Origin of the sequence: Rhodococcus sp. HNM0563 (genome assembly GCF_012726195.1) — a bacterium.
Lineage (GTDB): Bacteria > Actinomycetota > Actinomycetes > Mycobacteriales > Mycobacteriaceae > Rhodococcus.
This window is the reverse complement of the sequence record NZ_JAASAF010000003.1, coordinates 253,916-273,716: the sequence shown is the minus strand read 5'-3', so window position 1 is coordinate 273,716 and position 19,801 is coordinate 253,916. Positions and strand designations below refer to the sequence as shown.

Below are 19,801 nucleotides of genomic sequence, written 5' to 3'. Positions count from 1 at the left end.
ATCGGACCATGACCACAGCGCGACAGGTGCGAAAAGCAGCGCTCTACCTCCCAGAGGTGGAGGAAGAGACACGGTCTGCAACGATCACCTTTTCGGTGCGGGGCAAGGGTTTCGTTTCGATCGCCGACGGCGGTGTCGTCCAGTTCCGGCTCCCCGAGGAGATGATTGTCGATGCGCTGGAACGCCATCCGTCGGGTGAGCGGCTCGTGCAGCGGGGCTCTGTGATCGGATTTCGGATGCCGCTCGCAGAGATCAACGGGCAGGACCTCAACGGGTTGGTGCGTCAGGCGTGGATTTTCCGGGCCCCGAAACGGCTGGCCGCCGCACCGGTCGAAGCCGACACGGGAACATTGCCGTCCCACAGCGACCTGCCCACATCCATCGGGAAGCCCGCGACACGCGCCCTGCTCGGCGCTGGGGTGGTGACGCTCGACGATGTCGCAGCCAGTTCGAAGGCCGAGCTCGCAGCGCTCCACGGTGTGGGTCCGAAAGCGCTGCGGATCCTCGCGGAAGTGCTTCAGGAGCGAGGTCGGGGTTTCGTGTCCTGAATGTCATCTACCGGCATTCGGACGTATCGCCTGCCATGATCGAGTGGCGTGGGTTACGAACCCCCACAAGGTCGGACTCACGACAGGGAGACTGCGATGACAGCCGAGCGAACGGCGGTTCGACGTCCGCGACGGCACATGCTGAGGTGGATCGTGCTCGTGCTCGCGTTGGTACTGGTGATCGCGGTGGCCGCGTTCGTGCTGAGTCCGACTCCCGGTGCTCTCGTCGTCCGGGCTGTGTTCCATCGAGATGCCGACAGGCTGACGACGAATCTCGCGGAGGGTGCGCCGAAAACCGATCTCGTCGCCGACGTCGCGTACCGGAGCGCCGACCCCGACGCGTACCTCGACGTCTATACGCCGACGGGGACGACGGAAGCGCTTCCCACGATCGTCTGGACCCACGGCGGCGCGTGGATCTCCGGGAATCGCAAGAACTACGCCGGGTACTACCAGCGGCTGGCCGACGCCGGATTCACGGTGGTGTCCGTCGGATACTCGCTCGCGCCGGAACACCGCTACCCGACCGCGATCCACCAGTTCAACGACGCCCATGCATACCTGCTTGCCCACGCCGAGGACCTTCATATCGACCCGGACCGGATCGTGCTCGCCGGTGACTCCGCGGGCGCTCAGCTCTCGGCACAACTCGCCGCAGCGATCACGACGCCCACCTATGCCCAGGAGCTCGCGCTGGAACCGGCGCTGCCTGCGAGTGCACTACGTGGTGTGGTGCTCAATTGCGGCATCTACGACGTCCCTGCGATGGACGGTGCGGGTGGACTGATCGGGTGGGGAGTCCAGCAGGCGTTGTGGGCGTATACCGGCGACCGTGACTTCGCGGAGTCCGAAGCAGCGCGGCAGATGTCCAGTCTGTTCGTCGTCACGGAGGACTTCCCGCCGGCATTCATCAACGGCGGCAACGCCGATCCGCTCACCGACAGGCAGTCGAAACCCCTGGCCGCCAAGTTGTCCGACCTCGGCGTCACGGTCGACGAGTTGTTCTACCCCGACGACCACACCCCTGAACTGGGACACGAGTACCAATTCGACCTCTCGCTTCAGGACGCCCGCGACGCCCTCGACCGCACGATCACATTCGTCCGGAAGGTGACGGCATAACCGTCACGCGGCGGGGATCGTCAGGATCTGCGCGGCGTCCTCGGTGATCGCGATGGTGTGCTCGCTGTGCGCGGTGCGTGATCCGTCCGCCGACCTGATGGTCCAGCCGTCCGGGTCGTACACGATCTTGTCGGTTCCCGCTGCGAACCACGGTTCGAGCGCGAGGGTCAGACCCGGCCGGAGAATCAGGCCCCGTCCTGCTCTGCCCGTGTTGGATACGTGTGGATCCTCATGCATGGTGCGTCCGAGGCCGTGCCCACCGAACTCGGTGTTGACCGGATAGCCGTATTCGGCCGCGACCGCGCCGATGGCAGCGGAGATGTCGCCCAGTCTGTTGCCGGGCCGTGCGGCGGCAATGCCTGCGTCGAGCGCCTGCCGTGTTGCGTCGATCAACCGGAGGTCTTCGCCCCGCGGAGTTCCGACGACGATGCTGCGCGCCGAATCGGCGACCCAGCCGTCTATGGAGACCGCGATGTCCATACTGAGGAGATCGCCATCGCGCAACGTGTAGTCGTGGGGGAGTCCATGCAGCACGGCGTCGTTGACAGAGAGGCAGATGACGTTCCGGAACGGGCCTCGCCCGAACGAGGGTGAGTAGTCCCAGTAGCAGGACACCGCGTCACGCTTCGCGATGAGCTCGCGGGCTCGATCCTCGAGATCGAGGAGGTTCACGCCGGGCTCGGCCCGGTTCGAGAGGTCGGTGAGCAGGTCGGCGATGAATGCGCCGGTAACGCGCATTGCGGCAACTTCTCCCGGGGTTTTGAGTTCGAGCATCCGTAGTCCTTCGTGTGGGTGACACCAAACTTTATCGGTATTTTAATACCAGTCGGTGTAGAGTCGTGCGTATGGTTCGTCTCCCGCTCACCCCGGAGCAGCTCGCCGCCGGACGACGCCTCGGTGGCCGTCTGCGCGCCGCGCGTGGCGCGCGCACCCTCGCCGAAGTCGCCGGTGAGGCGGGAATCTCGCCCGAAACTCTCCGCAAGATCGAAGCGGGCCGGATGGCGACCCCCGCTTTTGCGACCGTTGCCGCATTGGCGCAGGTCCTCGCGGTTTCCCTAGACGAACTCGCGGTACTCGCGCTCACTGTTCCGGGCGAGGAATCGGTCCGGCCGACCGGGTAGAACCCGGCCATTCGTGTTTGAACAGCGCTGCGCCGGGGTACACGCCTCCTCGAACCCTAGGTCGTATGAGTCGGAAATGGGGACGAAGCGATGGTCACGGCAACACCCGTACGGATCGATACCGCGAGTCGAGAGCAGGCTCTGACCGAGGGCAGGGCGGCGGGAGTGGTTCTCCTGGTGATCATGGTCGTGCTCGGTGGTCTTGCGGTGGCCTTCGCTGCAGATTCTCCGCTGCTCGGCGCTGCAGCGGCTGCTGCAATGGGTGTCGGTGCGCCTGTCCTCGCCGCGCTGTTGTGATCTCTTTCGAGTACGGTGAGCAGGCAGCGCGCGGGCCGGTGATCGAAGCGGTGATCCCGTAGCGGACCTGTGATGTCGGCGGGTTATTGTTCCCGCCATGTCGAAAGCATTCACCTTCACCACCGAATTCGAGCACGGCGTCGACGCGATGCACGCCGCGCTGACCAGCGAGGACTTTTGGAAGAGCCGCGGCGGAGCAGACGCCGAAGGTAGCTCGATCGCCGTGACCGCCCCGGCCGGACCCGGAACGATTCGTGTCGAGATCACCGGCCGGATGGATCCTGCAGGGCTGCCTGCAGTCGTTCGCGGGGTTCTTCGCGGCCCCCTGGAAATGACCCGGACGGACGAATGGGGTGCGCTGGACGGTGGTGGCGCGCAGGGTGCGATGGCCGGAGGGTCCTCCAGCCTTCCCGTCACCATCTCGGGGCGCTCCGAACTGCGCCCCTCGGCGTCGGGCGGATCGGTCGTCGTGGTCACCGGTGAAGTCGGAGTCAAGATTCCGGTCGTCGGCGGTCAGGTCGAAGGTCTCGTCGTCCAGATGGTCGAGAGCATCGTCAAGGGCGATGAGAAGGAGCTGAACGACTGGCTCGCCGCGCACTGACGCCGAGGGGGGTCGCTCGGGCGACCCCACCACGTCGGGTCTCGTCGCCTGCCCGGCTGCGAGACCATACGGCATTGTGATCTGCGACACGCCGTTACCGGTCGTTGCGGGTGTGGCGTAGTGCGAGCAGTATGCGGGCCATGTCGGCACCGTGGGATGACGATGGCGGCTTCGCTTGGGAGCAACGCGAAGCCGGGCACACCTGGGAGCAGATCGGCGCCGAGCTCGGATGCCCCGCTCATGTGGCGCGCGAACTCGGAGAGCGGTACCACGCGGAATTCACGGCGTCGGCACTGCGCGATCAGCTCCCGTTGTTCGACCTCTCCGGTGGAGGTGGTCCCGAATGACGTGATCCCAGGGGCGGAAATGGGTATTGTCCCGGATGTCTCCCGAGCTGTCGCCGCGCACAATCGACATCGAGAATCTCCGGCAGCCGAAGGAGCTCGCCATGTCGAAACTGCGAAATATGTTGTCTACGTGCCTTATCGGAACATCCGTGCTCCTCGTCGGTGTTGCGACCGCAGGCGCGGCGCCGCCGTCTGCGGCGCAGGAACTCGCCTCCGACCTCCAGGCGATCGAAGACCTGCGGGTGCGCCAGCACGACGCGTGGAAGAACGGTGACGGTGCCGCATACGCTGCGATCCACACACACGACGCCGACGTGGTGACCTTCAGCGGCGATCTGCTGCACGGGCACGACGAGATCGCGTCGGGTATGCAGTACTTCTTCGACACCTATGTCGGCGGCACCGAACTGAAGGAAGTCTCGGAGAACATTGCCTTCCCCCGACCGGACGTGGCGATCATCATCCGCACCGGGTGCGTTCTCTGGAACGGCGACACGGAGTGCACCGACGAGGCGTTGTCGCGTAATTCGAGCGTCGCGCTGAAGACGGATGGACAATGGCTGATCCGCTCGTTCCAGAACACCCGTCTCGATCCGCTCCTGCCCCGATGAGCCCAGTTCGTTGCGAGTTCACCTGATCATCACCGGGCGGTGACCGTGTTGATGCATTACCCGGCGACCATCGAATACATGCAGGCACTTGTGCCCGACTCGCTGTTCGGTTTCCTCCAGGAAAGTGGCTTGGCCACATCCGGAGGTGAGGCGGCGGCGCTTCTCATGGAAGGCGCCGTGTGCGTCAACCATCTTCCTGTGCGGAATCCACGGAAGCGGCTGCAGACCGGAGATGTCGTGGCGGTGTCGGGCAGCGGTGTCGTCGCGGTGTTCGGTGCGAAGCCCTTGGCCTCCAGGAATGCAAGGGAGTTCTGAAGACAACGCAGTTCTGAAGGCAACGCAGCTCTGAAGAACGTTCGGACATGCGCAGGTCGGCGATTGTCGGCTCGGTGTGGTAAGCCGTAGCCGACGGATCGAACGACCCACGAGGGGGACCCACGCGTGCTCAGACTGCATCGTGCCGAGCGCACCGACACCCTGGCCGATGCACTCGCCGAACTTCTGTCCGTCCCGCCTGCCGATCCGTTCGCCCGCGAGATCGTCGCCGTACCGGCTCGAGGTGTCGAGCGGTGGCTCACCCAGCGGTTGTCGACGGTGCTCGGGGCCGTCGCCGGCGATGGGGTCGCTGCGAACATCGACTTCCCATCTCCGTCCCGTCTCGTCGACGAGGTACTCTCCGCTGCCGCGGACACCACCGCAGACGACGACCCTTGGCATCCGTCCCGCGTGTTGTGGGCGTTGCTCGACGTCATCGACGAGAACCTCGGCCGACCGTGGTGCGCAGCGCTCACCCGACACCTCGGCCACCGCACCGACGATCACCGGGCCGGCCGTCGCTACGCCACCGCCGAACACTTCCGCGACCTGCTGCGCAGCTACGGGCAGCACCGGCCACGAATGCTCACCGATTGGGCTGCAGGACACGACACCGACGGCACCGGGGCCATGCTCGACGAACACCTGCGCTGGCAGGCCGAACTGTGGCGCCGCCTGCGCGACCGCATCGGTGTCGACAGTCCCGCGCAGCGGCTCGACGAGGTGTGCGAACGGCTGCGCGCCGAGCCCGGAATCGTCGACCTGCCGGATCGGGTGTCGCTGTTCGGGCCCACCCGTCTAGACCGGGTGCAACTCGAAGTACTGGCGGCCCTGGGTGCCCGGCGAGACGTGCACCTGTGGCTGCCGCACGCGAGTCCTCGGATGTGGGCGAACCTCTCCGGCCGCGAGCAGGTTTCGCGGCGCGCGGACGATGGCAGGGTAGACCTCGTCGGCCATCCCCTTCTGGCGGCGCTTGCCCGTGACGTCCGCGAACTTCAGTGCGGGTTGTCCGAGCTCGGTGCAGTCGAGCAACAACACGAGGTACCTGCGCCCCCCGCCACGCTGCTCGGCAGGATCCAGGCGGACATCCGGGCCGACCGCGCTCCGCAGGTGGCCTGCGCCGAGGCCGACGGCACTATGCAGATACACGCGTGTCACGGCCCGACCCGCCAGGTCGAGGTGCTTCGCGAATGCCTCCTGCACCTGTTCGAGAACGATCCGACCCTCGAACCTCGCGAGGTCATCGTCATGTGCCCGGACGTCGAGACCTACGCTCCGCTCGTCGCTGCGTCGTTCGGTCAGGACATCGGCGGGCATCCCGGACACGATCTGAGAGTCCGGCTGGCCGACCGCGGGTTGCGTCGTACCAACCCCGTGCTGTCCGTCGTTTCGGCACTGCTCGATCTCGCAGATGCACGCGTCACCGCGGGCGATGCGCTCGACCTCGCTGCGTCGGCACCGGTGCGGCGCATGTTCTCGTTCGACGACGACGATCTGGAGCGGTTGCAGGAATGGACTGCCGAGTCGGGCGCCCGCTGGGGGCTGGGCAAGAGGCAACGCAGCGCGTTCGGACTCGCCGACTTCCCGCAGAACACCTTCGGCACGGCGCTGGACCGAGTACTTCTCGGAGTCGCCGCCGACGGATCCGACAGCGAATGGCTGGCGCTTGCAATGCCACTCGATGACGTCGAGAGCAACGACATCGATCTCGCGGGACGGTTCGCCGAATACATCGACCGGCTCGACAAAGCGTTGTGGGTTCTGCGCCGACCCCAGGACGCAGCGCGGTGGGCGGACGCGCTCACGCACGCACTCGACCTACTTGTCGATGTTCCGGTCGCCGACGCATGGCAACGCGCGCAAGCACATCGCGAAATCGGCGCCGCTGTCGAACACAGCGGGGCCGCCGAGCTGCGACTGGCCGATGTGCGCGCTATGCTCGCCGGTCGGTTGGCGGGCCGTCCCACTCGCGCGAACTTCCGCACCGGCGAGCTCACGGTGTGCACCATGGTGCCGATGCGTTCGGTGCCGCATCGGGTGGTGGTGTTGCTGGGCCTCGACGACGACGTCTTCCCCCGCACCGCCCACATCGACGGCGACAATGTGCTCACCCAGAATCCCCGCATCGGCGAACGTGATCCTCGAAGCGAGGACCGGCAGTTGTTGCTCGACGCGATCATGTCGGCGGAAGAGAAGGTGCTGCTGTTCTACACCGGCGCGGATCCGGTCACCGGTGCGGCACGGCCACCCGCGATTCCACTCACCGAGGTGCGCGATGTCGTTGCCACGATGATCGGCGACGCGACGCAGGTGGTCCGCCGTCACCCGCTGCAGCCGTTCGACGCCCGGAACTTCCTGCCCGATGCGCCGTTCAGTTTCGACGAGACGGCGCTCGCCGGTGCCCGGGCGGCACAGAGCCCGAGCACGGGGGATGCGGCCCCCGCGCTCGCGCAGGTCTTCCTCGCCCCGCCCGAACAGCGGGCCGATATCGACCTCGGCGACCTCGTCTCGTATCTCGCGCATCCTGCCCAGGGGTTCCTGCGGCAACGCCTCGGTATCCGGATCCCCGAACCGGACGAAGGCACGACCGACGCGCTCGACGTCGACCTCGATCCGCTGGCCCGCTGGAACCTCGGCGACCGGATGCTCGAATCCCGCCTCGGCGGTGTCTCTGCAGCCGACTTCCGGGCCGCGGAGTGGCGCCGAGGGACGCTCCCGCCGTACGCGCTGGGCGAGAGGGCGCTCGACGACGTCACCCATGCGGTGGAAAGCCTCGTCTCCGCGTGCGCACCGGTACACAGCGGAAGACCCACGACCATCGACGTGATGGTCGATCTCGGCAACGGCCGACGGCTCACCGGCACGATCGGCGGCGTCCATGGCAACGTGATCGGCCGCAGCATCTTCTCGAAGTTGTCTGCCAAACATCGGATCACGGCCTGGATCCAGCTCTTGGCTGTCGCTGCTTCCGGTCGTGACGAAGGGTGGCAGGCCGTGACCACCGGTCGCGGCCGCGGGCGCATGCCTGCATGGCGTTCGACGATGATCGCGCCCGGCAACGCCCACGACCTGCTCCTGCAACTCGTCGATCTCCGCGACCGCGGCCTGGGCGCGGTGCTGCCGCTGACAACGGGGGCAGCCGCCGCGTATGCGGAGCAACGCGCGCGCGGTGGCTCCATCGACATGGCACTCGAATCCGCCGGAAACGAATTCGGAGGAAAGTTCGGCGACGGGAAGGACCGGCACGTGCAGTACCTGTACGGCAGCGGTGTCGGGTTCGGTGAGCTCACCGCAGCAGAACCGCTCGCCGACGAACGCACCTGGTTCGACGACCCGACCCGGTTCGGGGTGCTGTCCCGCCGGTTGTGGGCACCGCTGCTGGCGGCGGAGAAGCAGGGACGTCCGTGATGGGAAGTGGCAGCGTGACCGAAGGCGTAGTACCCGGTACGGCAACAGGATTCGACCTTCTGGGAGAGCTCCCGACGGGGACGACGGTCCTCGAGGCGTCGGCAGGGACCGGGAAGACCTACGCGATCGTGGGTCTCGCGACCCGATACGTCGCGGAAGGCCTCGTCGACCTGTCCGAACTCCTGCTCGTCACGTTCAGCCGTGCAGCAACGCAAGAACTCCGGGAACGGACCCGCGCCCGGTTCGCCGAGGTTGTGGACGCTCTCGCCGATCCCGAGGCTGCCGCAACAGACAGCGACCAGCTCATCCGGTACCTGGCCGCTCACGACATCGCCGGTCGTCGTACCCGCCTCCGGCAGGCCCTGTCGGACTTCGACGCCGCGACCATCGCCACGACTCATGGGTTCTGTCAGCGGATGCTCGACGAACTCGGCATCGCCGGCGAGCGCGAACCCGATGTCACTGTGGTGGAGGATGTCGACGACCTCACGATCGAGGTCATCGCCGATCTCTACCTGCAGCGGTACGGCCGATGCGAGCCACCTGTCTCCCATGCAGAGGCCACGACCGCCGCCCGCGCGGCGATCTTCGACCAGCAGGCGACGCTCGCTCCCGGGAACGCCGAGGGAACACCGGCGGGGGAGCGCGTCGAATTCGCGCGGGAGGTGCGTGCCGAGGTCGAGCGGCGGAAGCGAATGACGGGTTTGCGTGATTTCGACGACCAGCTCGCATTGCTACACCGTGTGCTGAGCGATCCGGAGCACGGTCTTGCCGCATGCCTACGGGTCCGCGCGCGGTTCGGCGTCGTTCTCGTCGACGAATTCCAGGACACGGACCCCAAGCAGTGGGAGATCCTTCACCGGGCGTTCCACGGCCACACCACTCTGGTGCTGGTGGGCGATCCGAAACAGGCGATCTACGCCTTCCGAGGTGCCGAAGTGTTGAGCTACCTCGATGCGGTGAACACGTCCGATGCCCATCGTGAGCTCACCACCAACTGGCGTAGCGACGCCGATCTGATCTCTGCGCTCGACCACGTGTACGGCGGTGCAGCACTGGGTGATCCGAGGATCACCGTGCACCGAGTCGACGCCGCACGCCCCGGGACACGCCTTGCCGGGGCGACCCCGCTGCGTCTGCGTTACCTGCCGCGCACCGGAGCCGGACCGCTGGGCAAATCGGGATACCCGACGGTCGGGCCGCTGCGGGCCAACGTCGCGCGCGACGTCGCCGCCGATGTGGTCGCGCTGCTCGACAGTGACGCCACCATCGAACGGGCCGGGCGTCCGGAGCCCGTGCAACCCGGCCACATCGCGATCCTCGTGCGGACACACGCACAGGTCTCCCTCGTATACGACGAACTGCAACGGACGGGTGTGCCGTGCGTCCTTGCCGGCGGAACGAGTGTGTTCACGACCCCCGCGGCCCAGCAGTGGCTGTGGACTCTGCAGGCGCTCGAACAGCCGCACCGCGCGGATCGGGTGCGCCTCGCAGCGTTGACACCGCTGCTCGGGTACTCCGCGGAGGACCTCGTGGCGCGTGGCGACGAACTGGTCGCACAGGTCGGGGGCGCGCTCCGCGATCTCGCGATGGTGTTCGCACGGTCCGGATTCGCGGCCCTGTTCGAACGCCTCGCCACGATCAGCGAACTCGAAGCGCGCCTGCTCCGAACGGCATCGGGCGAGCGTCACCTGACCGACCTCCGACACCTCGCGGAACTGCTCGACGATGCGGCCGCATCCGACTCGTTCGGTGTTGCGGCGCTTACGCGGTGGTTCGAAGACCGGATGAACGATCCGGGACGAGGCAGCGCCGATCGCAGTCGTCGCCTCGACAGCGACGCAGCAGCCGTGCAGATCCTCACGGTGCACGGCAGCAAAGGGCTCGAATTCCCGGTCGTATACGTGCCGTACGCATGGGATGCCGCCAAGAACCCGAATCCCGACACCCTGCTGCTGCACGAGAACGGCCGCCGCATCCTCGACGTCGGGGGTGAGGGCAGCCCGGGCTACGGCGAGCGCCGACGCACCCACGAGGCGGAGGAAGCGGGTGAGGAACTGCGACTGCTGTATGTGGCGTTGACCCGAGCCTGTTGTCAGCTCACGCTGTGGTGGGCGCCGTCCTACGGGACCGCCCGCTCACCGCTGCACCGCGTGTTGTTCGCCCGCACCCCGGGCAGCTCCGAGGTTGCGCCCGCAGCGGGCATTCCGGCCGATTCTGTGATGGCCGAACAGTTCGCGGCGTGGGCGAAGGCCTCCGGCGGTCTGATCTCCGTCGAGGCCACGGGCATCGTCGGAAAGAGGGAGATCACCTGGGCGAAGCCGCAGCAGGACGAAACGTCCCTGGTTGCTGCACGGTTCACCCGCGTGCTCGACGGCACGTGGCGGCGCACCTCGTATTCGGCGCTCACTGCCTCGGCACACGACGGTGCCGGCGTCGGCAGCGAGGTCGAAACGCCGGAGAAGGACGACGAGCCGGAAGAGCCCCCGCTGGCAACCCCCGTCTCCATGGTCGAGGGGATCCCCTCGACCATGAACGCCTTGCCCGGCGGCACGGTCTTCGGCACACTCGTGCACTCCGTGTTCGAAATCGTGGACACCTCCGCCGCCGACCTCGCCGCCGAACTGACCGCGTGTTGTCGCGACGTAGTGGCGCAGCGACTATCCGACGTCGACCCCGAAGAGCTTGCGCAGGCGCTGCTGCCCGTCTTGGACACCCGGCTCGGCCCGCTCGAACGCACGCTGGCCGACTTCTCGCCGAAGGACAGGCTCGCCGAGCTCGACTTCGAGTTGCCACTTGCGGGCGGTGACGATCCCGCTGCCGTGACCGTCACCCTGGCTCAGGTCGCCGATCTGCTGCGACGCCACCTCACACCGGATGATCCGTTGTTCGAGTACGCCGATCATGTGCGCGACCTCGAGCCGGTGCCGTTGCGCGGATACCTCACGGGCAGCATCGATGCGGTCCTACGCCTCGACGGGCCGCGGTTCGTCGTGGTCGACTACAAGACCAACCGGCTTGCGCCCGGTGAGCTGACAACGGCCCACTACACCCGCGACGCGATGGCAGCGGAGATGATCCGTGCCCACTACCCTATGCAAGCGCTGTTGTATTCGGTTGCGCTGCACCGGTACTTGCGGTGGCGCCTGCCCGGATACCATCCCGAGACACATCTCGGTGGTTCGCAATATCTGTTCGTTCGCGGCATGGCCGGACCGGACACTCCTCCCGGAAGCGGTGTGTTCGAGTGGGCACCGCCCGCATCGCTCGTCACCGACCTGTCGGATCTGCTCGCGGGAAAGGCCGTACCGTGATCGAAGCCAGAATTGCGCAGCGAGGCAAAGGAGCACTGCGCGAGTTCAACGAAGCCGGCGTGCTGGCCGCTGCCGACGTCCACGTCGCACTGAGACTCGCGAACCTCGGCGGCGAACCGAACACCGACGTGCATCTCGCCACCGCCCTCGCCGTGAGGGCCGTACGTTCCGGTTCGGTGTGCCTCGACCTGACGCGACTGCGGGACGTCACCGTCGAAGAGGACGAGGACGGCAACCCGGTGGTCGACCCGGAATCGTTGCCGTGGCCACACGACGGTGAGGTCCTCGATGCGCTGCAGCGCAGTCCACTCGTGATCGGCGGCGGCCACGGATCGCTGCGCCCACTGCGCCTGATCGACACCGACGAAGGGCCACTGCTGTACCTCGATCGGTACTTCCGTCAGGAACAGACGATCAGGGAGGTCCTCGCCGCCCGCAGCGACGGCTTCCCCGCAGCCGACGGAGACCGGCTTTCCGCCGCACTCGACGAACTGTTTCGCGACCAGGCCGACCGGACGAAGCCGTCTCCTGCGCCGGATCGTCAACGTGTTGCGGCTGCGCTTGCCGCCACGCACCGCACCACCGTGATCGCCGGCGGCCCGGGAACCGGAAAAACACACACCGTCGCGCGGATTCTCGCATTGCTCGAGACGATGGAAGGCCCTGGTCTACGCATCGGGCTGGCGGCACCCACAGGTAAGGCCGCGGCACGTCTACAGGAATCCGTGCGCGAGCAGGAGTCGGTGCTGCCGCTGCCGCCGGGGCTCAGCGCCATGACACTGCATCGCATGCTGGGCTGGCAACGCGGCCGCACCCGTTTCCGCTACCACGCCGACAATCACCTGCCGTACGACGTCATCGTCGTCGACGAGACCTCGATGGTGTCACTGACGATGATGTGCCGGCTCCTCGAAGCGGTCCGGCCCGATACGCGCCTCGTCCTGGTCGGCGACCCCGACCAGCTCGCCTCCGTCGACGCGGGTGCCGTGCTCGCCGACCTGATCGCGCGGCCGGTTTCCGGCGATGTCAACCCGGTGTTCACCAGGGCCGCAGCCCGCGACCTCGAGGCGGCCGACGACCCGGACGAGGCCGCCTTCAGGCCGGTCGAACACGACCGGTTGCGGGGCGGGATTGTGCGGTTGAGCCGCGGTCGCCGATTCGGCGGCGAGATCGCGCGGCTGGCGGTTGCGGTGCGCGACGGCGACGGCGACAAAGTTCTGGAGATCCTGAACAGCGGAGCGCCCGAGATCGCGTTCCATCGGCCCGACGACATCGAGTTGCTGCGACGCGACGTGGTGAACTCGGCCCAGGAGGTCACCACAGCGGCGCTGACCGGCGACATCCATGCAGTTCTCGAACGATTCGAGACCCACCGGTTGCTGTGCGCGCACCGCGATGGACCGTACGGGGTGCAGCGGTGGGCGCGTCAGGCCATGGAATGGATCAGTGCGTCCACGGGCCGACGCCTCGACCCCGAGCGCTGGTATCCGGGGCAGCCGCTGCTGGTCACGGCCAACGACCACGAGGCCCGCGTGTACAACGGAGACACCGGTGTTGTCGTGCGCCGCGACGACGGCGATCTCGTTGCCGCCTTCGCGCGCGGCGAACAGCCGTTCGTGCTCCATCCAAGCCAGTTGTCGGCGGTGCAGACCGTGTACGCGATGACGATCCACCGCAGCCAGGGAAGCCAGTACGGCACCGTGTCGGTGATATTGCCCGACGAACGGTCGTCGTTGCTCACCCGCGAGCTGCTGTATACGGCGATCACGCGCGCGCGGTCCAAGGTGCGGATCGTGGGGACGGAAGCGGCGGTGCGTGCGGGAGTCGAGCGGCAGGTGCTGCGAGCCAGCGGGTTGCGGCGCGAGATTCGGATCTGACTCTCCGGTCGCCATCAGGCGTGCCATCCTGGAGGGACACTGCACTCGGTCGACGCAGCGGACCGTCGGCGGGGAGCGACGACTGTGCACTGGTTGGATGCGGACGGATACGTGATCGGGCGACTGTTGGTCACCCGAGGTCTCGCCGCGCTGTATCTGGTGGCGTTCCTGGCCGCTCTACTGCAGTTCCGGGCACTGATCGGCGAGCGAGGAATACTCCCCGTCCCGGACTTCGTGCGGGATCACCCGTTCCGTTCCGCACCGAGCCTGTTCCACGTGCGGTTCACCGACCGCACGTTCGCAACGGTGGCGACGATCGGTGCGGTCCTGGCGCTGCTGACCGTCGCGGGCGTCACCGAGCGCCTACCGTTGATCGCCTGCATGCTCGTGTGGTTCGCGCTGTGGGTGCTGTATCTGTCGATCGTCAACGTCGGTCAGGTCTGGTATTCGTTCGGTTGGGAATCGTTGCTGCTCGAAGCCGGAGTGCTTGCGGTCTTCCTGGGCAACGTGGATACTGCCCCGCAGTTCCTGGTGCTGCTCCTGATCCGCTGGCTGCTGTTCCGCGTCGAGTTCGGAGCGGGCATGATCAAATGGCGCGGCGACCGCTGTTGGCGGGACCTGACGTGCCTGTACTACCACCACGAGACGCAGCCGATGCCCGGCCCGCTCAGCCGATGGTTCCATCGCTTGCCGCGCCCGCTACATCGGCTGGAGGTGGCCGGGAACCATGTGACACAGCTCGTGGTGCCTTTCGCGTTGTTCACGCCGCAGCCCGTCGCGGGAATCGCCGCCGGGGTCATGATCGCGACGCAGCTGTGGCTGGTGGCCAGCGGCAACTTCGCATGGCTGAACTGGGTGACGATCGTGCTGGCGCTTTCGGTGTTGCCCGACCGATTCTATGCCGCCCTCGTCACTCCGAATTCCGATTTCGCGCCCACTCCCGCGCCGTTCACCGCGGCGGTGCTCGCTTTGACCGCCGTGGTGGCGGTGCTGAGCTATCGGCCGGCGCGGAACCTGATATCGAAGCGGCAGGCGATGAATGCGTCGTACAACCCGTGGCATTTCGTCAACACCTACGGTGCGTTCGGCAGCATCACCCGTAGCCGCAGGGAAGTGATCGTCGAAGGCACCACCGATGCGGTTGTCACCCCGGCTACAGAGTGGCTCGAGTACGAATTCAAAGGCAAGCCCGGCGATGTGTTTCGCCGGCCCCGCCAATGTGCGCCCTACCATCGCCGGCTCGATTGGCTGATGTGGTTCGCTGCTATCTCCCGTGACTATGCAGTCGGCTGGTTCCCTCGGTTCGTAGCGCGGCTTCTCGACAACGACCCCGCCACCCTGCGGTTACTGCGTCACAATCCGTTTCCCGATGCGCCGCCGGCTCTGGTTCGTGCGCGCGTGTTCCGCTATCGGTACACCACCTCTGACGAGCATCGCGCGACCGGAGCCTGGTGGGTGCGTTCACCGGCGGGCGATTTCATGCTGCCGGTCTCGCGAGTGGACCTCGCGGGCCTGTGAACGCAGCGTCTCACGACTCAGGGCGTCACCACAGCTCGTAGTCGTCGGCTGACACCGTGAAGCCGTGCGCGTCCGACTCGCAAGTGACACCCGTGCTTTCGTCGATCGTGCAGGTGAACACGCTGACCTTCAGCGCTTCCCCGTACGGGAGGACCTGTGCTGTCCGGTTGGGGTCCATGAAGGCGATGTCGCCGATGTTGCTGAACTGGCCCTCGCCGGACGATTCCACGATCACGACGTTCGCCGGCACCGTCACATCCGACGCTCCGCTCCCCGGCACGCGGGGCGCGCTCGACGGCATGGTGCCCTGGCAACCCGCAACAGGGTCGGTGTGAGTGAGGATCGCGCACTCGAACTTCCCGCTCTCGGAGAGGAAGTAGTATACGCCGGGCTGCGAGCCCGCGTAGTCCGCAGCGTCCGCCTGGACCGGCGCCTTCGTCGTGGTCGTCGTCGTGGTTGTCGGTGCAGACGATGTCGTCGGTGCTGCAGACGTGGTCGGGTCGGCGGCGGTGGCCTCGCCGGAAACAGTGCTGCTGCAGGCTGTGGCGGTGACGAGCGCTGCGGCGAGTGCGATGAACGATGCGGTTGTGCCCCGGCTGATCATGCCGGGAGCATAGCGACCTGTTCAGGCCGGTGTGTCACCAGATGCTGGACCACGAACTGCGCATCGGCGCCGGCCCCACCGATGAGCATGGACCGGAACGACGACTGGAATGCCAGGCCGACGAAGTACAGACCGGGTGCATCCGCGACCACCCCGCGCTGTTCGAGCGGCCAGCCGTCCTCACCGAGGACAGGGAGATCGATCCAGCTGTAGTCCTGATGGAACCCGGTGCACCAGACGATGTTCGTTGCATCGACAATCCGGTCGTCCCCGAGAAGCGCTCGGCCGCCGCGGACTCCGGTCATGCGGTCGGTGACGCGTTCGACCCCGGCGGCGGTGAGATCCGCTCGCTTGACGCGAAGCGCCGGTGCGCCATGAAGCCGTTCGTGACGCCGGAGCTTCCTCCCGATCGGTGTCCGCAGCGACATGACATGTCCCCACACGAACCAGAGGACGGGAAAGAGGGCATGCATCCGGCGGGATTCCAACGGAACCGGAATCTGCCCGGTGTCGCGCCCGCACAGGATGGTGCGGTGTGTGTCCGCGACCTCGAATGCGATGTCGCAACCCGAATGCGAGGCGCCCACCACGAGCACGGGTCCGTCCTGTAGTTGAGCAGGATTGTGGTACTCGCTCGAGTGCAGCTGGAGGATCGACGGGTCGAGTTCGTGTGCGAACTCGGGTACGGCAGGGGCCCGCCCGAAGGTGCCGGTCGCTACCACGACGTTGTGTGCGACGAACCGCACTGCCCCGCAGTCGACGAGATACTGATCGTCGGAGGGCACCGACGAGGTTGCTTTCGACAACAGCATCGACGAGGTTGCCTTCGACAACAGCATCGACGAGGTTGCCTTCGACAACAGTGTCACGCGGTGGACTCGGGTGGAGGTGTGTACCGGCAGATCGAACGTCTCCGCGTAGGTTTCCAGATAGTTCGCTACCTGATCCTTTCCGGGAAACGAATCGGGCTCTGCGGGGAACTTCATACCGGGCAGAGCGTCGCGACCGGCCGGGCTGTACAGTCGCAGCGAATCCCAATGGCAGCGCCAGTTGTCGCCGAGACTTGGGTTCGCGTCGAGGATCACGAAGCGTCGCCCCTTGCGGGCGAGGTGGTATCCGGTGGCCAGGCCGGCTTGTCCCGCTCCGATGACGACGGTGTCGAGGGAGGTGGTGGGCACGGCTGCACCGGTCGAGGGAAGCGGTGTAGTAGTCATGCTTCGACGGTATGAGTGGAGCAGGTACCCCGCATCGGGCGATATGTGCAGATACACAGGCCCTGCATCATGGGTAATTGTGTGTAGAGGACCATTCACATGAGGTTGTGTTCGTACGCATACGCGGTGGCGGCCGAACGCGACGAGACATCGAGTTTGGCGAAGATGTTGCTCAGGTGACGGGCGACCGTCTTCTCGCTGAGGACCAGGGTTTCGGCGATCTCGCGGTTGGTTTTACCGGCGGCAACCACGCGCAGCACCTCGACCTCGCGTGGCGTCAGACCCGCCGGAGTCGACGGGCGCGGAACGTAGCGACGGAGCTGCTCGAGATCGTTCGTCGCCCCGAGTTCTCGGAAGAGTGTCGCGGCCGACTCGAACTCCATCATTGCGGTGTCCTGGTCGCCGAGTGCGTCGCAGCAGCGTCCCTGCAGTACTCGGACCTGTGCGCAGGGATAGGGCGCGTCGAGGTCCTGCCACAATCGCCACGCGGTTCGGAGGCGGTCGAGGGCCTGACGGGAGTCGCCCTCGGCGAACAGCACGGCACCGAATGCCTGTGCGGCCATGGCGGTGAGCGCTGTGGACTCGGCTCGGGATGCCACGGCGTCCAGTTCCTCCGCGAAGCGACGTGCACCCACGACGTTGCCGTCGACGATCGCCACCTCGACGGCAGCTTCGAGCATTCGCGGACGGTAGAGCGACGTCGACTCGGACAGAGCGCGATCGATTCCCGCGCGAGCGCTGTCGAGGTTTCCCTGCGCAAGCCGCAGCCGGGCCAGGCCCGGATGAACCTCGTGGCCGGCGAGCGCCGCCCGACGATACGCGGCGTCGGCGGCGGAGAACTCACCGCGCACACGGTGCAGTTCGGCAAGTTCGTAGTGGGCCATACCGATCGCAGGGTTGGCGACAGGTTCGGACAACCGGCGGCACGCGAGCCTCGCCTGTTCCATCGCGTCTCGCCACGCACCGTGCAGGTGCAGCATCTCGGCTCGGTGGACAAGACATTGGCCTCGGAACGGCACGAGGTCGGGCTGTGCATCGCACCAGTCGCCCAGCGCGCGCGTCCACTCGGCGGCACGGCGGAGCTGATAGGTCTCATGGCAGGTGATGATTGCCGCGCAGTAGAGGATCCCGGTCGCGATGGGGGAGACCTCACCGGTCGTCACCGACACCATGGTCTCGTCGAGCACTGCAAGGCCGTCTCGCGTGTGACCGAGTAGGATCCGTGCCTGCCCGACGCCGATTCCACTGAGTGCCACGAGGTCGCGGTGGCCGCACTCCAGACCGATCTCGCGAGCAGCGGTGAGCGTCATCAGCGCGGCCTCGGGGTCACCGCCGAGCAGCGTCCCGATCGCGGGTGGCAGGGTGAGCAGCGCCCGGACCGCGCGCACCGCGTCGGTGGAACGTTGCGCAGAGAGGGCGCGTTCGGCACGGGCGAGCCACCCGGCGGTACGCGCGGCCTCGCCGAGGTCGGACAGGATGTACGCGAGCCAGAAAGTGCTCTGGCCTGCGCGGTCGGGCCGGCCATCGGCGAGGTGCGCGGTAATTGCGCGTTCGAGCAGCCGGATGCACTGGTCCTCACTGCCGATCAGATATGTACATTGCGCTGCGCGGTCGAGATCCGCGGCAGAGAGGGAGCGGAGCTCGTCCGCCACCCGGAACTGGTCGGCCGCGAGTATCCACGCTCGGTCGCGGAACGCGGTGTCCGCGAGAGCGAGCGCATCCGATGCGTCCATCGCGCTCCTCTCCGCCCGGAATCGAATTCTACGCGGCCGGGCGGGGCACGACGGGTCAGTCGCCCACCCGCTCCCCGGTCTCGGGATGGAACAGGTGCACGGCGCCCTCACGCTTACGCAGATGGATCGTGTCCGCGAGGCGGGCGGGGGTACGGGTCAGTGAGCGCGCGACGATCTGATCTCCGCTTCCGGGTACCCGTGTGTGGACGTACGATTCGCTGCCGAGCTCTTCCACGAGTTCGACGACTGCCTCCACACCCTCACCCTCGGTGATTTCGAACTGCTCAGGACGGATCCCCGCCGTGACGGATGTGATCCCGGCCGAGTGAAGGCTGGTGATCCGGTCACGTTCGACCGGGATCACCGTGTTGCCCAAGAGGACTCCGTCATCGGTGACGGTGGCGGGGAGCAGATTCATCGCCGGGGAACCGATGAACCCGGCGACGAAGGCGTTCGCCGGGCGGTCGTACAGTTCGGTCGGCGACGAGAACTGCTGCAGTTGCCCCCGCTTCAGCACGGCGACGCGATCGCCCATCGTCATTGCCTCGACCTGGTCATGGGTGACGTACACGGTGGTGGTGCCCAGGCGACGCTGGAGGGCAGCGATCTGTGTGCGGGTCTGCACACGCAGCTTCGCATCGAGGTTCGAGAGTGGTTCGTCCATGCAGAACACCTGCGGTTCGCGGACGATCGCACGTCCCATTGCGACACGCTGGCGCTGACCACCCGACAGCTTCGCGGGCTTGCGGTCGAGGTATTCGGTGAGGTCGAGGACCTTGGCTGCCTCCTCGACCTTCCGTCGACGTTCCTCGGCGCCGATCCCGCGCATCTTGAGGGCGAAGCCCATGTTCTCGGCGACGGTCTTGTTCGGGTACAGCGCGTAGTTCTGGAAGACCATGGCGATGTCGCGATCTTTGGACGGCACACCTGTCATGTCGACGCCGCCGATGGAAATCGAGCCCTCGTCGATGTCTTCGAGCCCTGCGAGCATGCGCAGGGCTGTACTCTTACCCGACCCTGACGGCCCGACGAGGACGACGAACTCACCGTCCTCGATATCGAGGTCGAGCGAGTCGACGGCGAGTGAATCGGAGTTCTCGTAGATGCAGGAGGCGTTCCGATAGGTGATCTCGGCCATGATGGAAACCCTTCGTTTCGGGAGGAAGTCGAG

The 19,801-nt window shown here is 66.6% G+C and carries 17 protein-coding genes; 12 read left to right on the top strand and 5 right to left on the bottom strand.

What is annotated here, in order from left to right; translation table 11 throughout:
• Nucleotides 1-8: 8 nt before the first annotated feature.
• Nucleotides 9-548, top strand: coding sequence for a helix-hairpin-helix domain-containing protein (locus tag HCA61_RS26230; protein WP_169687671.1), 540 nt, complete (start codon nt 9-11; stop codon nt 546-548).
• A gap of 96 nt (nt 549-644) precedes the next feature.
• On the top strand, nt 645-1,670 hold the full coding sequence (locus HCA61_RS08215; RefSeq protein ID WP_169687670.1) for an alpha/beta hydrolase: 1,026 nt from the start codon (nt 645-647) through the stop codon (nt 1,668-1,670).
• 3 nt (nt 1,671-1,673) lie between these two features.
• Here HCA61_RS08215 and map read toward each other — a convergent pair whose 3' ends face one another.
• Nucleotides 1,674-2,444 carry a type I methionyl aminopeptidase gene (gene map / locus HCA61_RS08210; protein WP_169687669.1) on the bottom strand — a complete coding sequence of 257 codons (771 nt, stop codon included), beginning with the start codon at nt 2,442-2,444 and terminating at the stop codon, nt 1,674-1,676.
• A gap of 71 nt (nt 2,445-2,515) precedes the next feature.
• On the opposite strand from map, the gene HCA61_RS08205 reads away from it, so the two are divergent.
• From HCA61_RS08205 to HCA61_RS08160, 10 genes are all read left to right on the top strand, one after another.
• Nucleotides 2,516-2,791 (top strand): helix-turn-helix transcriptional regulator, encoded by a 276-nt coding sequence (locus tag HCA61_RS08205; protein WP_169687668.1) that lies wholly within the window; start codon nt 2,516-2,518, stop codon nt 2,789-2,791.
• A 90-nt stretch (nt 2,792-2,881) separates the two neighbouring features.
• Entirely contained in the window at nt 2,882-3,088 is a 207-nt protein-coding gene (locus HCA61_RS08200; protein ID WP_169687667.1) for a hypothetical protein, read from the top strand.
• A 97-nt stretch (nt 3,089-3,185) separates the two neighbouring features.
• Entirely contained in the window at nt 3,186-3,689 is a 504-nt protein-coding gene (locus tag HCA61_RS08195) for a DUF2505 domain-containing protein (RefSeq protein ID WP_169687666.1), read from the top strand.
• A gap of 140 nt (nt 3,690-3,829) precedes the next feature.
• Nucleotides 3,830-4,036, top strand: a complete 207-nt coding sequence (locus tag HCA61_RS08190) for a hypothetical protein (RefSeq protein ID WP_169687665.1) — start codon at nt 3,830-3,832, stop codon at nt 4,034-4,036.
• Nucleotides 4,037-4,137: 101 nt separating this feature from the next.
• A complete protein-coding gene (locus tag HCA61_RS08185) occupies nt 4,138-4,647 on the top strand; it encodes an SgcJ/EcaC family oxidoreductase (RefSeq protein ID WP_169687664.1) in 510 nt (169 codons plus the stop codon).
• A 39-nt stretch (nt 4,648-4,686) separates the two neighbouring features.
• Nucleotides 4,687-4,962: a S4 domain-containing protein gene (locus tag HCA61_RS08180; RefSeq protein ID WP_206039788.1), complete on the top strand. Its 276-nt coding sequence runs from the start codon at nt 4,687-4,689 to the stop codon at nt 4,960-4,962.
• A 126-nt stretch (nt 4,963-5,088) separates the two neighbouring features.
• Complete coding sequence (gene recC / locus HCA61_RS08175; RefSeq protein WP_169687663.1) at nt 5,089-8,370, top strand: exodeoxyribonuclease V subunit gamma; 3,282 nt, start codon at nt 5,089-5,091, stop codon at nt 8,368-8,370.
• A 14-nt stretch (nt 8,371-8,384) separates the two neighbouring features.
• Nucleotides 8,385-11,684, top strand: a complete 3,300-nt coding sequence (locus HCA61_RS08170) for a UvrD-helicase domain-containing protein (protein ID WP_346777517.1) — start codon at nt 8,385-8,387, stop codon at nt 11,682-11,684.
• Nucleotides 11,681-13,561, top strand: coding sequence for an exodeoxyribonuclease V subunit alpha (gene recD, locus HCA61_RS08165; protein ID WP_169687661.1), 1,881 nt, complete (start codon nt 11,681-11,683; stop codon nt 13,559-13,561). Before HCA61_RS08170 ends, recD begins: the two co-directional genes overlap by 4 nt.
• Before the next feature lie 84 nt (nt 13,562-13,645).
• On the top strand, nt 13,646-15,079 hold the full coding sequence (locus HCA61_RS08160; protein ID WP_169687660.1) for a lipase maturation factor family protein: 1,434 nt from the start codon (nt 13,646-13,648) through the stop codon (nt 15,077-15,079).
• A gap of 25 nt (nt 15,080-15,104) precedes the next feature.
• On the opposite strand, the gene HCA61_RS08155 is transcribed toward HCA61_RS08160, so the two are convergent.
• The 4 genes from HCA61_RS08155 to HCA61_RS08140 all read right to left on the bottom strand — a co-directional run bounded on the left by HCA61_RS08155 (nt 15,105) and on the right by HCA61_RS08140 (nt 19,768).
• Nucleotides 15,105-15,683, bottom strand: coding sequence for a hypothetical protein (locus tag HCA61_RS08155; RefSeq protein WP_169687659.1), 579 nt, complete (start codon nt 15,681-15,683; stop codon nt 15,105-15,107).
• The gene (locus HCA61_RS08150) at nt 15,680-16,897 is read right to left on the bottom strand and encodes an NAD(P)/FAD-dependent oxidoreductase (RefSeq protein ID WP_169687658.1); all 1,218 of its coding nucleotides are present in this window, start codon (nt 16,895-16,897) and stop codon (nt 15,680-15,682) included. The genes HCA61_RS08155 and HCA61_RS08150 overlap by 4 nt, the downstream gene beginning before the upstream one ends.
• Before the next feature lie 95 nt (nt 16,898-16,992).
• Nucleotides 16,993-18,630 (bottom strand): helix-turn-helix transcriptional regulator, encoded by a 1,638-nt coding sequence (locus tag HCA61_RS08145; RefSeq protein WP_169687657.1) that lies wholly within the window; start codon nt 18,628-18,630, stop codon nt 16,993-16,995.
• A 55-nt stretch (nt 18,631-18,685) separates the two neighbouring features.
• Nucleotides 18,686-19,768: an ABC transporter ATP-binding protein gene (locus tag HCA61_RS08140; RefSeq protein ID WP_169687656.1), complete on the bottom strand. Its 1,083-nt coding sequence runs from the start codon at nt 19,766-19,768 to the stop codon at nt 18,686-18,688.
• Between the last annotated feature and the right edge of the window lie 33 nt (nt 19,769-19,801).